The organism is Bradyrhizobium genosp. A, assembly GCF_049949275.1.
GTDB lineage: Bacteria > Pseudomonadota > Alphaproteobacteria > Rhizobiales > Xanthobacteraceae > Bradyrhizobium.
This window is the reverse complement of the sequence record NZ_CP188196.1, coordinates 5,160,004-5,172,905: the sequence shown is the minus strand read 5'-3', so window position 1 is coordinate 5,172,905 and position 12,902 is coordinate 5,160,004. Positions and strand designations below refer to the sequence as shown.

General features: G+C 63.9%; 13 protein-coding genes. 8 read left to right on the top strand and 5 right to left on the bottom strand.

All coding sequences use genetic code 11. The features are described 5' to 3' along the window. Positions 1–48 precede the first annotated feature (48 nt). A complete protein-coding gene (locus ACP2YP_RS24135) occupies positions 49–366 on the top strand; it encodes a twin-arginine translocation signal domain-containing protein (RefSeq protein WP_426426247.1) in 318 nt (105 codons plus the stop codon). A gap of 117 nt (positions 367–483) precedes the next feature. Here ACP2YP_RS24135 and ACP2YP_RS24130 read toward each other — a convergent pair whose 3' ends face one another. The 3 genes from ACP2YP_RS24130 to ACP2YP_RS24120 form a co-directional block, all read right to left on the bottom strand. Then, positions 484–729, bottom strand: a complete 246-nt coding sequence (locus ACP2YP_RS24130; protein WP_426418820.1) for a GCG_CRPN prefix-to-repeats domain-containing protein — start codon at positions 727–729, stop codon at positions 484–486. A 287-nt stretch (positions 730–1,016) separates the two neighbouring features. Continuing rightward, positions 1,017–2,027: an alpha/beta fold hydrolase gene (locus tag ACP2YP_RS24125; protein WP_426418819.1), complete on the bottom strand. Its 1,011-nt coding sequence runs from the start codon at positions 2,025–2,027 to the stop codon at positions 1,017–1,019. 121 nt (positions 2,028–2,148) lie between these two features. After that, positions 2,149–2,847, bottom strand: a complete 699-nt coding sequence (locus ACP2YP_RS24120; RefSeq protein ID WP_426418818.1) for a metalloregulator ArsR/SmtB family transcription factor — start codon at positions 2,845–2,847, stop codon at positions 2,149–2,151. Positions 2,848–3,014: 167 nt separating this feature from the next. On the opposite strand from ACP2YP_RS24120, the gene ACP2YP_RS24115 reads away from it, so the two are divergent. The 3 genes from ACP2YP_RS24115 to ACP2YP_RS24105 are packed head-to-tail and all read left to right on the top strand — an operon-like array spanning position 3,015 to position 4,560. Continuing rightward, positions 3,015–3,323, top strand: a complete 309-nt coding sequence (locus ACP2YP_RS24115; RefSeq protein WP_254132147.1) for an NIPSNAP family protein — start codon at positions 3,015–3,017, stop codon at positions 3,321–3,323. 25 nt (positions 3,324–3,348) lie between these two features. Continuing rightward, positions 3,349–3,699 carry an antibiotic biosynthesis monooxygenase family protein gene (locus ACP2YP_RS24110; protein ID WP_426418817.1) on the top strand — a complete coding sequence of 117 codons (351 nt, stop codon included), beginning with the start codon at positions 3,349–3,351 and terminating at the stop codon, positions 3,697–3,699. A gap of 51 nt (positions 3,700–3,750) precedes the next feature. Continuing rightward, positions 3,751–4,560, top strand: a complete 810-nt coding sequence (locus tag ACP2YP_RS24105) for an isocitrate lyase/PEP mutase family protein (protein ID WP_426418816.1) — start codon at positions 3,751–3,753, stop codon at positions 4,558–4,560. 117 nt (positions 4,561–4,677) lie between these two features. On the opposite strand, the gene ACP2YP_RS24100 is transcribed toward ACP2YP_RS24105, so the two are convergent. After that, positions 4,678–5,070 (bottom strand): hypothetical protein, encoded by a 393-nt coding sequence (locus ACP2YP_RS24100; protein WP_426418815.1) that lies wholly within the window; start codon positions 5,068–5,070, stop codon positions 4,678–4,680. 163 nt (positions 5,071–5,233) lie between these two features. Here ACP2YP_RS24100 and ACP2YP_RS24095 point away from each other — a divergent pair, with 163 nt between their 5' ends. Continuing rightward, positions 5,234–5,878, top strand: coding sequence for a trimeric intracellular cation channel family protein (locus tag ACP2YP_RS24095; RefSeq protein WP_426418814.1), 645 nt, complete (start codon positions 5,234–5,236; stop codon positions 5,876–5,878). 6 nt (positions 5,879–5,884) lie between these two features. Here the strand turns inward: ACP2YP_RS24095 and ACP2YP_RS24090 are convergent, their stop codons facing one another. Continuing rightward, entirely contained in the window at positions 5,885–7,111 is a 1,227-nt protein-coding gene (locus ACP2YP_RS24090; protein WP_426418813.1) for a c-type cytochrome, read from the bottom strand. A gap of 283 nt (positions 7,112–7,394) precedes the next feature. On the opposite strand from ACP2YP_RS24090, the gene ACP2YP_RS24085 reads away from it, so the two are divergent. The 3 genes from ACP2YP_RS24085 (at position 7,395) to ACP2YP_RS24075 (ending at position 12,761) form a co-directional block, all read left to right on the top strand. Then, a complete protein-coding gene (locus tag ACP2YP_RS24085; RefSeq protein ID WP_426418812.1) occupies positions 7,395–10,886 on the top strand; it encodes an indolepyruvate ferredoxin oxidoreductase family protein in 3,492 nt (1,163 codons plus the stop codon). 328 nt (positions 10,887–11,214) lie between these two features. Further along, positions 11,215–12,372, top strand: a complete 1,158-nt coding sequence (locus tag ACP2YP_RS24080) for a thiolase domain-containing protein (RefSeq protein WP_426418811.1) — start codon at positions 11,215–11,217, stop codon at positions 12,370–12,372. Next, positions 12,372–12,761 (top strand): Zn-ribbon domain-containing OB-fold protein, encoded by a 390-nt coding sequence (locus ACP2YP_RS24075; protein ID WP_426418810.1) that lies wholly within the window; start codon positions 12,372–12,374, stop codon positions 12,759–12,761. The genes ACP2YP_RS24080 and ACP2YP_RS24075 overlap by 1 nt, the downstream gene beginning before the upstream one ends. Positions 12,762–12,902 lie beyond the last annotated feature (141 nt).

Genomic DNA, 12,902 nt, shown 5'->3' with positions numbered 1-12,902 from the left:
CGCGACACTTCCTCTGCATCACTTGACCGATCGACCAGAGGACATGTCATGGAGCGCCGGAACTTTTTGAAACTTGCGCTTGGTGCCGCGGCGGGAGCCGCCGCATTCACTGCCGCTGCACAGGCCGCGCCCCTGGCGCCACAGCCGCTCGGCAATGTCGGTATGCCGCAAGGCAATCCGGACGCTCATCCCGCCGTCACCAGCAGCGAGGAAGCGGCGCAGCTCAAGCCCGAGCAGGTGCGTTGGCATGGCCACGGCCATTGGCATCACCGCCACTGGGGCTGGCATCACCGTCACTGGGGGTGGCGCCATCGTCATTGGGGCTGGCATCGTCGCTGGCACCGCCGCCACTGGCGCCGCTGGTAACGCCGCGCCTGGAATGAAAAGGGGATCGCGATTGCGATCCCCTTTTTTGATTGCGTCAGGCGTCTCAACGAAAATGGCCGCGGCTGATCCACGCGGCCATTTCGCGGGGGCGGAAGATCAGAACGGACGGCAGCGGCCCGCGTACCAGCGGAAGCCATAGGGGCACAAGCGCGGACGCACGACGACGACCGGCGGGGCGACCACGACCGGGCCGGGGGCCACGACGACCGGACCACGCATCGGACGGCAGCCGCCATAGGGGCCACGGTACCAGCCCGGGCCGCAACCACCGGCGGCGCTAGCCACCTCGCTGAAGCCAACGACCGCGCTGGCGAGCATCACGGCGGCGAAGAGATATTTCATTTGGTCTTCCTTCTCGTCCTTGGGGCAAGTTCTTGGCGGCTGCGGGCTTGCGGCGCACAATGAATCAAGAGATACGATTCGACATGCCAATTTTTGCGACATGTCGGCGCGGCGCGATCGAAACCTGCCAATCATGCCCTGAATGCGGCATGAACATTTTCCGCTTACGGCTTCAGGCGACACGGATGGCGCTTGAGCCCCGTCCCGATGAATCGGAACGGGGCTCAAGGTTTTTGTCGGACGCGTTTTCTTGACGCGAACCGGTATCCACTTCGCTCGAAAACGCTCTAGCGGCCGAGAAAGCCCAGCAGCAGCTCCTTGTATTTGTCCGGCGCCTCCAGGAAGACGAGGTGACCCGTGTCCGCAATGACCTCAGCCCGTGCATCCGGCATCTTGGTGGCAAAGGCTTTCGCCAGCTCGGCGTTCTGACCCATTTTCGCGCGTAGCGCCTCCGGCGCGTTGGGCCGGCCGGGCGCATTGTGGTCATCGGCGCCCATGATGAACAGCGTGGGTTCGGTAATGAGCGGGATCTCATGCGCCACCGGCTCGCGATAGATCATCTGGCCTGAGCTGACGAAGGCACGCAGCCAGCGCCGATAATCCGGGCTGCCCTTGATGTTGAAGCGGGCGTCGATGAACGGCGTGATCGCCTCAGGCGGCAGCTTGATCGCGTAATTGGTCTGGAGCTGCTTGCGATAGCCGTCGGCGGTGAGCTTGTCCTCGGTCTCGATGATCTTCTCGGTCGGCGTTGGCGGCACATAGAGGCGGTAGTCTTCGAGCCCGATCGGCGCGGTCAGCACCAGATGGGCGACACGATCAGGATAGGCGCGGGCAATGCGCACGCCCAGCATGCCGCCGAGCGAATGCGCGACGATGTCTGCCTTTTTGATCTCCAAGTGATCGAGCAGCGCGATAGTGTTGCGCGCCAGATTGTCGAAATGCAGTTCGCCCACGGGCTTCGACGATTTGCCGAAGCCGATCTGGTCGGGCACCACCACACGATAACCGGCCTCGTTGAGCATCTTGATGACAGGCGCCCAGTAGCTCGATGGAAAGTTACGTCCGTGCAGCAGCACAGCGGTGCGGCCGTTCGGCTGCGCCGGCGCCACGTCCATATAGGCCATGCTGAGCTGCTCGCCGTCATTGACGACAGGCAGCAGGTGTACGGGATAGGGATAGGCAAAGCCTTCGAGCGCGATGCCGTAGGACTCGCGTTGCGGCGCGTCGGCGGCGCGGGCGATGGTGAGTGGGGAAGCGAGGAGGGCGGCTGCGAGGGCGGCCGGGAGGATGCGGATCATGGGGGATCTCTGAGCGTCACGGGAACCGTTCGCATAAGCGCGTGGATGGCCGGGTCAAGCCCGGCCACGACGAGAGTAGAAAATTCACACGCGATTGTGTGCCGTGACGCGGCTTGCGTGATCAGTCCTTGCCGTTCCCGAACAGCGCGGCGAATTGCTTCTCCCCCGTGCGGGTGAAATTCACCACGCGGCTGCCGGGGGTGGCGTCGCGCGCGGCCCATTTCAGCTCGGCAAAACGCTGCATCATCGCGGCACCCATTGTGCCGGCGAGATGGTGGCGTCGCTCGCTCCAGTCGAGGCAGGCCTTGCAGACCGGACGGCGCGGATGACTGAGCATCTCCGGCGAGATCTGCAGGTTCTTGGCGAGGAAGCGCTCGCCCTCAGCGGTCAGTTCGATGTCCTGCTTCTTCTGCTTGACCAGGTTTCGCGCCCGCAATGAGTCCAGCATCTGCACGCCGAGATCGCCGGCGAGATGGTCGTAGCAGATCCGTGCGCGGCGCAGCGCCGGATCCTTCGGCCCGGTACGCACGCGCATATGGCCGGTGCGCGCGGCAAGGCCGGCAAGGCCTTCGAGCACGCCGGCGACGTCGTCGTCGGTGAGGCGGTAGTAACGGTGGCGGCCCTGCTTCTCCGGTTCGACCAGCCCGCCGGCTTCGAGCTTGCCGAGATGCGAGCTCGCGGTCTGCGGCGTGATGCCGGCCTCCTGCGCGAGCTCGCTTGCCGTGAGCGCGCGGCCGTTCATCAGCGCCGTGAGCATGTTGGCGCGGGCGGGGTCGCCGACCAGCGCGGCGACCATGGCGATGTCGGGTCCTGATTTCATGCTTCGATGGTAGCCGAAGCATTGTGGTCGGGCAAGACGGTAATCTCTCACCAGGTCGTCATTGCGAGGGGCGAAGCGACGAAGCAATCCAGGCTGTCTCCGCGGTGTGATTCCTGGATTGCTTCGCTGCGCTCGCAATGACGGAGAAAACGCCAGAGGAGCCTCTCATGTCCGTCACCGTCTTCATCCGCTACCAGCTCGATCCCTTCAAACGCGCGCAGTTCGAGGAATACTCGAAACGCTGGCTCACCATCATTCCGAAATGCGGTGGTGATCTGATCGGCTACTTCATGCCGCATGAGGGCACCAACAACATCGCCTTTGCGCTGATCACCTTCGAGAGTCTCGCCGCCTATGAGGCCTATCGCGCGCGGCTGCGGCAGGATGCCGAGGGGATGGCGAATTTCCATTTCGCCGAGGACAATAAATTCATCCTCGCGGAAGAGCGCACCTTTCTGCGCAAGGTGGTACTGTAGGGCCACCAACGATAAGGAGCCGCCCATGATCGCCGTGATCTTCGAAGTCTGGCCCAAGCCGGAACATCGCCAGGACTATTTCGACCTCGCGGCCGATCTGAAGCCGATCCTGCAAACCATCGACGGCTTCATCTCGGTCGAGCGGTTCGAAAGCCTGACCGAGAAGGGCAAGATCCTGTCGCTGTCATTTTGGCGGGACGAGGCCGCCGTCGCAGCCTGGCGCAACACGATGGAGCACCGCCGCACGCAGGCCAAGGGCAGGGCGCAGATTTTCGCCGACTATCATCTGCGCATTGCAAGCGTGGTGCGCGACTACGGCATGAATGATCGCGAGCAGGCACCGAAGGACAGCCGCGCCGTGCACGACGCGCCCTAGCGTTCATGAAAACGCGTGCCTATCTCTGCGCGGCCAACAAGGGAGAGAAACATGCATGTGACAATTGCTGACAAGCGCGCGACGTTCAGGAAGATGCACGAGAGCGGCTGCTTCATCCTGCCCAATCCGGTCGATGTCGGCGGCGCCAAAGCGTTGCAGCATCTCGGTTTCAAGGCGCTCGCGTCATCGAGCGCGGGTTTTGCCTGGACCATCGGCAAGGCCGACAACCGCGTCACCGTCGAGGATGTCTGTCAGCATCTGGCAGCACTCAGCTCTTCCGTCGACATCCCCGTGAATGCGGATTTCGAGGGCGGCTTCGCGGTCGAACCGGACAAGGTCGCTGACAATGTCGAGCGCGGCGTGCGCACCGGCGTTGCCGGGCTCTCGATCGAGGATTCCACCGGCGACAAGGACAAGCCGATCTACGAGCGTGCGCTCGCGGTCGAGCGCATCAAGGCCTCGCGCAAGGCGATCGGCGACAGCGGCACGCTGCTGGTCGGCCGCTGCGAAGCGTATCTCTGGGGCGTGACCGATCTCAAGCTCGTCATCGACCGGCTCACCGCCTACGCGGATGCTGGCGCCGACTGTCTTTATGCGCCGGGCCTGAGGACGCGCGAGGACATCGCCGCAGTGGTGAAGGCGGTGCATCCAAAACCGTTCAATCTCCTGATCGGCGGCTCCGGCCTGTCGTTGAAGGAAGCCGAAGATCTCGGCGTGCGCCGGATCAGCGTCGGCGGCTCGCTCGCCCGCGCGGCCTGGGGCGGCTTCATGCGCGCGGCGAAGGAGATGGCGGAGAAGGGGACCTTTACGGAACTCGGCAGCGGCTATCCCGGCGGCGAGCTCAACAAGATGTTCAGCTAGAGCATGATCCGGAGAAGTGTGCAGCGGTTCTCCGAAAAGATCATGCTCAGACAATAGATCCAAACGAAAAGCGGCGGGATGTGAGGTCCCGCCGCTGTCGCGGATTGTTGCAAATCGTTACTTCGCGCCGTCAGACGGCGTTTGCGTATCCGGAGCAGGCTTGCTCGGCGCAGCGCCCGTGGTTACGCCCGGCGCGGCATTGTTGCGCGGCGTCACGTCACGCATGCCGGGAGGCGCGGCCGGGTTGGCAGGTTGCGTCTGCTGCGCAGTCTGAGTAGCAGGCGTATTGCTCGTCTGGTTGCCCGTGCTGGTGTTGTTCAAGCCATAGAACACGGCGCCCAGCACCAGGGCGACAGCCACGGCGAACAGCGCGATCCTGCCGCTGGAGGCGGGGCCTTCGCCCAGCTCGGGATCGGCCTGAAGGTCGGCATCCCGGCGCGCCGCGCGAAGGTACTCATCGTCGGCCAGGTTCGGGCGGTACGGATCGTTGGGAAAACGGTCGTCAGCCATCGATTGGTCTCCTCGTTGATTGCGTCCTGACAACCCGTGGATGCGAGATTCTGTTCCGCCTGCATTATGCTTTCGTCGCCTGTTGCCCTCACGCCAGGAATCGGGAACCTGTTCATTTGGGAACCCGGCGCGGTGGTTCCATCGGGGAGGAAGGGAACAAGGCATGTGGAGCCTGCCGCCGAGCGATAGCGTGCTGCATTTCCTCTCCCTGGTCGCGGTGGCCGCGCAGGGCATGACCGCCGCGCTCGCTGCCGGCCGCCGCAGCATGGACTGGCTCGGGGTCTGCTTCCTCGGCTGCATCACCGCGCTCGGCGGCGGCACGCTGCGCGATCTCTTCCTCGGGCACTATCCCCTGGCCTGGGTGCAGAACCCGATCTACCTCGCGCTCGCGGGCGGCGCCGCCTTCCTCACCATCCTGTTCGCGCGCCTCGTGCACCGGCTCAAGCTCGCCTTCATCGTACTCGATGCGATCGGCCTGGTCGTTTTCACCATGACCGGCTGCGACATCGCCTGGCAGATGGATGCCACGCTGCCGATCGTCATCGTCTCCGGTATGGTGACGGGCTGCGCCGGCGGCGTGTTGCGCGATGTGCTCTGCAACGACGTGCCGCTGCTGTTCCGCTCCGAGCTCTATGCCAGCGTCTCGGTGGTGACGGGACTGTTCTACGCCACCGCCTTCGGCCTCAATCTCAACGCCGAGCTCTGGACCATTTTGACTTTTGTTCTCGGCATCAGCTTCCGCCTGCTCGCGGTGCGCTACAAATGGGAGATGCCGAAATTCGTGTTCACGGGAGATGAGGAGAAGTAGCCTCGGCTACGGCTCCTGTCCGCGCGCCTTCGCCACTTGCGCCGGCGTCACCAGTGGGCCTGCATTGCCCCAGGAATTGCGGATGTAGTTCGTCACTGCCGCGATCTCGTCGTCGGACAATTGCTTGGCGTAGCCTGGCATCTCCCCGGTGTTCGGCGCCCGCGGCGTCGTCACGGTGTGCGCGCCGTCGAGAATGATGCGCAGGGTCGAAGACGCGTTGATCGATTGCAGCAGCGCATTGGCCGGCAGCGGAGGATAGATGCGCGGCGCGCCAGCGCCGTCGGCTTCATGGCAGGCGATGCAGAATTTTGCGTAGACCGCCTGGCCAGCTTTCATCTCGGCCTCATCGGGCGGCGTCACGATGGTCTCGCGGCGCGCCGGCGGCAGGCTCTTCAAGTACACCGCCATCGCGCGCACATCGGCATCGCTCATCTTCGAGGTCGAATTGACGATCACCTCGGCCATCGGTCCGTCGGCATGGCTCTTGGCGTTGCGGCCGCTTTGCAGATATTCGGTGATGTCATCCGCGCTCCATGACTGCAATCCGGTCCGCGCGGCGCCATCGAGGCGCGGCGCGTACCAGCCGCCGAGCGCGCTGCCGGACAGCGCCTGCGCAGTCTTGTCCGCGCCAAAATAGTTTTTTGGCGTGTGGCAGGCGCCGCAATGGCCGAGCCCGGTGACGAGATAGCCGCCTCTGTTCCAGGCCGCGCTCTTGCTCTGGTCCGGCTCGAACAGGCCGGGCGTGAAGAACAGCAAGTTCCAGGCCCGCATCAGGCCGCGATAGTTGAAGGGCCAGCGCAGCTCCGGCGGCTTGTTGCGGCTGACGACCGGCGCGAGCGTGCCGAGATAGGCGCGGATCGCGAGCGTGTCGTCCTTGGTCATGTGGGTGAAGTAGGGATAGGGGAAGGCCGGGTAGTAGAGCGACCCATCCGGCGCGATGCCAGTGCGCAGTGCGCGGGTGAAATCGGCATCCTGCCAGGCGCCGATCCCGGTGTCGCGGTCCGGCGTCAGGTTCGGCGCGTAGATGGCGCCAAAGGGCATGTCGATGCGCTTGCCGCCTGCGAACGGCTTTGCGGGATCGGCGGTGTGGCAGTCCGCGCAATCGCCGGCCTCGACCAGCGTCTTGCCGTAGGCGATCAGCTCGGGCGAGGGCTCGGCGGCGACGGCCACGCCCGCAAACGCACTGCACAAGGCCAAACCTACCAGAGCCAGGCCAGCCAGAATCCCCCGCATCGTCGACCCTTCTTGCTGCGACTCATCAGCCCATTTGCATGATACGTGCGTCACGTCGTTTCGCGGCGCCGGGCTATGGTGACACAAACTGAAAATTGCCAATGCCTTTCCCGCCACGAAATTGCGTTTTTTTCCCGTCGCCGCGGAAGGTCCAGATTTGTGATGCGCTGCGTTAAATATCCGACATAGAGTGGCGGAGATGGTCGGCCCGCCCCAGCTAAAAACAACGGGCAGGCAACGGCTTAATGAGCAAGACCTGAGCAGGGCGGCAAAAGAGGACAACATGGGCATCAACCAGGGTCCGATCAGTCTCGATCAAAAATATACCCAGGACACCGGCCATATCTTCACGACGGGCATCCAGGCGCTGGTCCGCCTGCCCATGGCCCAGATTCGGCGCGACCGCGCCGCGGGGCTGAACACCGCGGGCTTCATCTCCGGTTATCGCGGCTCGCCGCTCGGCGGCTATGACCAGCAGCTCTTCGCCGCGCGCAAGCACCTCGAGCAGTACAACATCAAGTTTCAGCCCGGCGTGAACGAGGACCTGGCGGCCACCGCCGTCTGGGGCTCGCAGCAGCTCAACCTCTCGCCCGGCGCCAAATATGACGGTGTCGTCGGCATCTGGTACGGCAAGGGCCCCGGCGTCGACCGCTGCGGCGATGTCTTCCGCCACGGCAATGCCGCCGGCTCCGCCAAGAACGGCGGCGTGCTGTGCCTTGCCGGTGACGACCACGGCGCGAAATCCTCGACCGTCCCGCATCAGTCGGACCATGCCTTCATCTCGGCCTTGATGCCGTATCTCTATCCCTCGAGCATCCACGAGATGATCGAGATGGGCCTGCTCGGCATCGCGATGTCGCGCTATTCGGGCTGCTGGGTCGGCATGAAGGTGATCACGGAGACGGTGGAGACCACCGCCGAGATCGACCTGACTGATGAGATGAAGCCCTTCGTCATCCCCCCGGATTTCGAGCTGCCGCCCGGTGGGCTCAATCTGCGCTGGCCCGACGACCGTTTCGAGCAGGACCGGCGTCTGCAGGACTACAAGGGCTTTGCCGCGATCGCCTTCGCGCGCGTCAACAAGGTCAACCGCGTCACCATGGATTCGCCGAATGCGCGCTTCGGCATCATGGCATCGGGCAAGAGCTACGAGGATGTCCGCCAGGCGCTGCGCGAGCTCGGGATTACCGAGCAGGTCGCCGCCAAGATCGGTCTTCGCCTTTACAAGATCGGCATGCCTTGGCCGCTGGAGCCGGAAGGCGTGCGGCAGTTCGCGGTCGGCCTCGAGGAGATCTTTATCGTCGAAGAGCGCCGCGAGATCGTCGAGAACCAGGTCAAGCAGGAGCTCTTCAACTGGCGCGACGATGTCCGTCCCCGCATCATCGGCAAGATGGACGATCACGACAAGCGCTTCCTCCCCTTTGCCGAAGAGCTCAGCGTCGCCTCACTGGCCAGTTCGCTTACCGAGCGCCTGCTTCGACTTGATCTCAATCCCGAAATTGCCAGCATGCTGCGCGCCAAGGCCGACTGGTTCAACGGCCGTCAGGCCACCCAGATGCAGGCGACCGCGCCCGTCTCCCGAACTCCATACTTCTGCTCCGGCTGCCCGCATAACACCTCGACCAAGGTGCCCGAAGGCAGTCGCGCCTTTGCCGGCATCGGCTGCCACTTCATGGCGCTGTGGATGAATCGCTCCACCGAGACCTTCACCCATATGGGCGGCGAAGGGGTGCCGTGGGTCGGCGTTGCCCCCTTTACCAAGGAAGAGCACGTCTTCGCCAATCTCGGCGACGGTACGTATTTCCACTCCGGCAGTCTTGCGATCCGCCAGGCGGTCGCCTCCGGCGCCAACATTACCTACAAGATCCTTTATAACGACGCGACCGCGATGACCGGCGGCCAGCACGTCGACGGCGAATTGTCGCCGCAGCAGATCACCTTCCAGCTCCACAGCGAAGGCATCCGCGAGATCTACCTCGTTTCAGAGAATCCCGACGCCTATCCGGCCAACGAGATCGCGCCCGGCGTCAAAACCGCGCATCGGGACGAACTCGACACGGTTCAGAAAACGCTGCGCCAGGTGAAGGGCGCATCCGCGATCGTCTTCGTGCAGACCTGTGCGGCTGAAAAACGCCGCCGCCGCAAGCGCGGCACGCTGGAGGATCCAGCGCGCCGTGTGCTCATCAATCCCGCCGTGTGCGAAGGCTGCGGTGATTGCTCGGTGCAATCGAACTGCATTTCTGTCGAGCCGTTGGAAACGGCGATGGGGCGCAAGCGCGCCATCAACCAGTCGACCTGCAACAAGGACTATTCCTGCGTAAAGGGCTTTTGCCCGTCCTTCGTCACCATCGACGGCGGCAAACCGCGCCACCGCGCGCCAGCCGAGCTTGCCGACATCGGCGTACTCCCGGAGCCGGCCTCGCGTCCGGCGCTGGACAAGCCCTACAACATCGCAGTGGGTGGCGTCGGCGGCACTGGCGTGCTCACCATCGGCGCGCTGCTCGGCATGGCCGCGCATATCGAGGGCAAGGCCTCGATGATCCTCGACATGTCCGGTCTGGCGCAGAAGGGCGGCGCAGTGCTGAGCCACGTCCGCCTGTCCGATCATCCGGCCGAGGTGACCTGCTCGCGCATCGTCACCGGCACGGCGGACGTCGTGCTTGCCGCCGATGAAGTGGTCGCCGTCGCCAAGGACACGATCTCGCTCTGCGACAGCAGTCGCACCCGCGGCATCATCAACAGCCACGTCATCCCGACCGCCGACTTTGTCCTGAACCGCGACTTCAACTTCCAGACCCGCAAGCTGAATGGCTTGCTGGAGACGTCCCTCCACAAGGACTCCGTGTTCTTCGACTTCACCAAGCCGGCCGAGCAGCTGCTGGGTGACAGCATCGCCACCAACATGATGATGATGGGCTATGCCTATCAGAAGGGACTGTTCCCGTTGTCGGCGGAGTCGATCGAGCAGGCGATCGAGGTCAACGGCGTCGCGATCAAGATGAACAAGGAGGCCTTCCGCCTCGGCCGCCTCGCGGTCGCGGATCCGGCGCGCCTCGCCGACATGCTGAAGGGGACGGACGAGGTCGCAGCGCCCAAGACGCTGGACGCCATGACGCTCGACGAGGTCATCGAGCACCGCACCAGGCATCTTACCGCCTACCAGAATAATCGCCTCGCCAAGCGTTACCGCAAGCTGGTCGACCAGGTCCGCGACGCCGCGGCCAAGGGCGGCTACGACGATGCGCTGCCGCGCGCGGTCGCGGTCAACTACGCAAAACTGCTGGCCTACAAGGACGAGTACGAGGTCGCGCGGCTCTTCACCGACGGTGCCTTCGTCCAGCAGCTCCGCGACCAGTTCGAGGGCGACTACAAGTTCAGCTTCAACCTGGCCCCGCCGATTCTCAGCCGAGGCGTCGATGCGCTGGGCCGTCCGAAGAAGCGCGCCTTCGGGCCGTGGATGCTGAAGGTGTTCAGCGTGCTGGCCAAGTTCAAGTTCCTGCGCGGCACGCCCTTCGACATCTTCGGCCGCAGCGCCGACCGCAAGCTCGAGCGCGACCTGATCGTAGGCTACGAGAAGGACGTCGCCACCATGCTCGGCCTGCTGTCGCCGTTGACGATCGACACCGCGGTGGAGCTGCTGTCATTGCCCGACCGCATCCGCGGCTACGGCCCGGTCAAGGAGAAGGCGGTCGCGGACGCCAAGGCCCGCTACGCCCAGCTCGCCGCCGACCTCGCGAGCCCGCCGCCGGCGCCAAGGCAGATCGCGGCGGAGTAGGGAAGCTTGGTCTCGAACGTCGTCTTGTAGGGTGGGTTAGCGATAGCGTAACCCACCCCTTCTGCCTCCACCTAGAAACCAAAGAGGTGGGTTACGCCTTCGGCTAACCCACCCTACGATTTCCTGTTTGAAAATCAACCACCATTCTACTGTGCATGGGGTTGTTTTCGCGAAGCTGCGTTCGCAATGACGACGCAGCGATAAACGGGACGTCCACTTGCGCCAACCCGCTGCCCTCTCGCCCGACGGAATATTTCCGCGCTTGCCAATCAGCCGACTGCGGTTCAGAAAAAAGAGCCAAGAAGAAACGCGAGCGGAGACCTCTGTTTTGACCATCAAGGGCAAAGCCTACATTGCCGGGATCTACGAACACCCGACCCGGCATGCGCCGGACAAATCCACCGCCCAGCTGCACGCCGAGGTCGCGAAGGGCGCGATCGAGGATGCCGGGCTCTCCAAGGACGATGTCGACGGCTATTTCTGCGCGGGTGACGCCCCCGGCGGCGCCTGGCCGATGGTCGATTATCTCGGGCTGAACACGAAAAAGCTCCGCCACATCGATTCCACCGAGACCGGCGGCTGTTCCTACATCATCCATCTCGGCCATGCCGCCGAAGCGATCGCGGCGGGCAAGTGCTCGATCGCGCTGATTACGCTCGCCGGCAAGCCGCGCACCGGCGTGATGCCGCCGCGCGCGGCCGGCGCGGAAGCCGATTTCGAGTCCGCTTACGGCGCGACCACGCACAATGCCTATGGCATGTGTGCCATGCGCCATATGCACGACTATGGCACCACCTCTGAGCAGCTCGCCTGGATCAAGGTCGCGGCCTCGCATCATGCGCAATACAATCCGCATGCCATGCTCAAGGACGTCGTCACCGTCGAGGACGTGCTGAACTCGCCGATGATCTCCGATCCCTTGCATCGCATGGATTGCTGCGTCGTCTCCGACGGCGGCGGAGCGCTGATCGTGACGACGCCGGAAATTGCAAAGAGCCTGAAGAAGCCGCTGGTCAAGTTGATCGGTCATGGCGAGGCGATGAAGGGTCCGCGCGGCGGCAAGGATCTCGACCTCACATACTCCGCCGGAATCTGGTCCGGCCCGCGCGCGTTCGAGGAGGCCGGCATCGCGCCCAAGGACATCAAGTACGCCTCGATCTATGACAGCTTCACCATCACCGTCTTGATGCAGCTCGAGGACCTCGGCTTCTGCAAGAAGGGCGAGGGCGGCAAGTTCGTCGCCGACGGCAATTTGATCTCGGGGGTCGGCAAGCTGCCCTTCAACACCGACGGCGGCGGCCTCTGCAGCAACCATCCCGTCAACCGCGGCGGCATGACCAAGATCATCGAGGCCGTCCGGCAGCTGCGCGGCGAGGCGCATCCGAAGGTGCAGGTCAAGAATTGCGATCTCGCCATCGCCCACGGCACCGGCGGTCTTTTGGGCGTTCGCCACGCCGCCTCGACGGCCATTCTGGAGCGCGTGTGATGGGTGATGCAAAAAAATATCCGGCCCCGGTCACGAATCCCGAGACCGCCGCATTCTGGGATGCGGCCAAGCAGGGCAAGTTCATGATCAAGCGCTGCACCGCCTGCGGCGAAGCGCATTACTTCCCGCGTTCGATCTGCCCGTTCTGCTATTCGGACAAGACGGTCTGGGAGGAAGCTTCGGGCGAGGGCACGATCTACACCTGGAGCCTGATGCGGAAGTCGCCGACCGGTCCTTATGCGATCGGTTACGTCACGCTGAAGGAAGGCCCGTCGGTGCAGACCAATTTCGTCGACTGCGAACTCGAGAAGCTCAAGATCGGCCAGAAGGTGAAGGTGGTGTTCAAGCCGACCGACGGCGCCCCGCTGCCGTTCTTCACGCCGGTGTAGCTCTTCTTCCTTCCCCCCTTGTGGGGGAAGGTGGCGCGCAGCGCCGGATGAGGGGTATGGCTCTACGGAAAAAGTCTTTGTGCGGAAGCAACCCCTCACCCAAACGCGTACGTGGCCGGCATCTCGTGGCCCTCTCCCACA

Excerpts from the sequence above, each read along its gene's own strand:
- ACP2YP_RS24110 (WP_426418817.1), top strand. The coding sequence starts at position 3,349 with ATGATCGCCGTGATCTTCGAAGTCTGGCCCAAGCCGGAACATCGCCAG.
- ACP2YP_RS24090 (WP_426418813.1), bottom strand. The coding sequence starts at position 7,111 with ATGCGGGGGATTCTGGCTGGCCTGGCTCTGGTAGGTTTGGCCTTGTGC.
- ACP2YP_RS24130 (WP_426418820.1), bottom strand. The coding sequence starts at position 729 with ATGAAATATCTCTTCGCCGCCGTGATGCTCGCCAGCGCGGTCGTTGGC.
- ACP2YP_RS24135 (WP_426426247.1), top strand. The coding sequence starts at position 49 with ATGGAGCGCCGGAACTTTTTGAAACTTGCGCTTGGTGCCGCGGCGGGA.
- ACP2YP_RS24075 (WP_426418810.1), top strand. The coding sequence starts at position 12,372 with ATGGGTGATGCAAAAAAATATCCGGCCCCGGTCACGAATCCCGAGACC.
- ACP2YP_RS24120 (WP_426418818.1), bottom strand. The coding sequence starts at position 2,847 with ATGAAATCAGGACCCGACATCGCCATGGTCGCCGCGCTGGTCGGCGAC.
- ACP2YP_RS24085 (WP_426418812.1), top strand. The coding sequence starts at position 7,395 with ATGGGCATCAACCAGGGTCCGATCAGTCTCGATCAAAAATATACCCAG.
- ACP2YP_RS24125 (WP_426418819.1), bottom strand. The coding sequence starts at position 2,027 with ATGATCCGCATCCTCCCGGCCGCCCTCGCAGCCGCCCTCCTCGCTTCC.
- ACP2YP_RS24100 (WP_426418815.1), bottom strand. The coding sequence starts at position 5,070 with ATGGCTGACGACCGTTTTCCCAACGATCCGTACCGCCCGAACCTGGCC.
- ACP2YP_RS24105 (WP_426418816.1), top strand. The coding sequence starts at position 3,751 with ATGCATGTGACAATTGCTGACAAGCGCGCGACGTTCAGGAAGATGCAC.
- ACP2YP_RS24115 (WP_254132147.1), top strand. The coding sequence starts at position 3,015 with ATGTCCGTCACCGTCTTCATCCGCTACCAGCTCGATCCCTTCAAACGC.
- ACP2YP_RS24095 (WP_426418814.1), top strand. The coding sequence starts at position 5,234 with ATGTGGAGCCTGCCGCCGAGCGATAGCGTGCTGCATTTCCTCTCCCTG.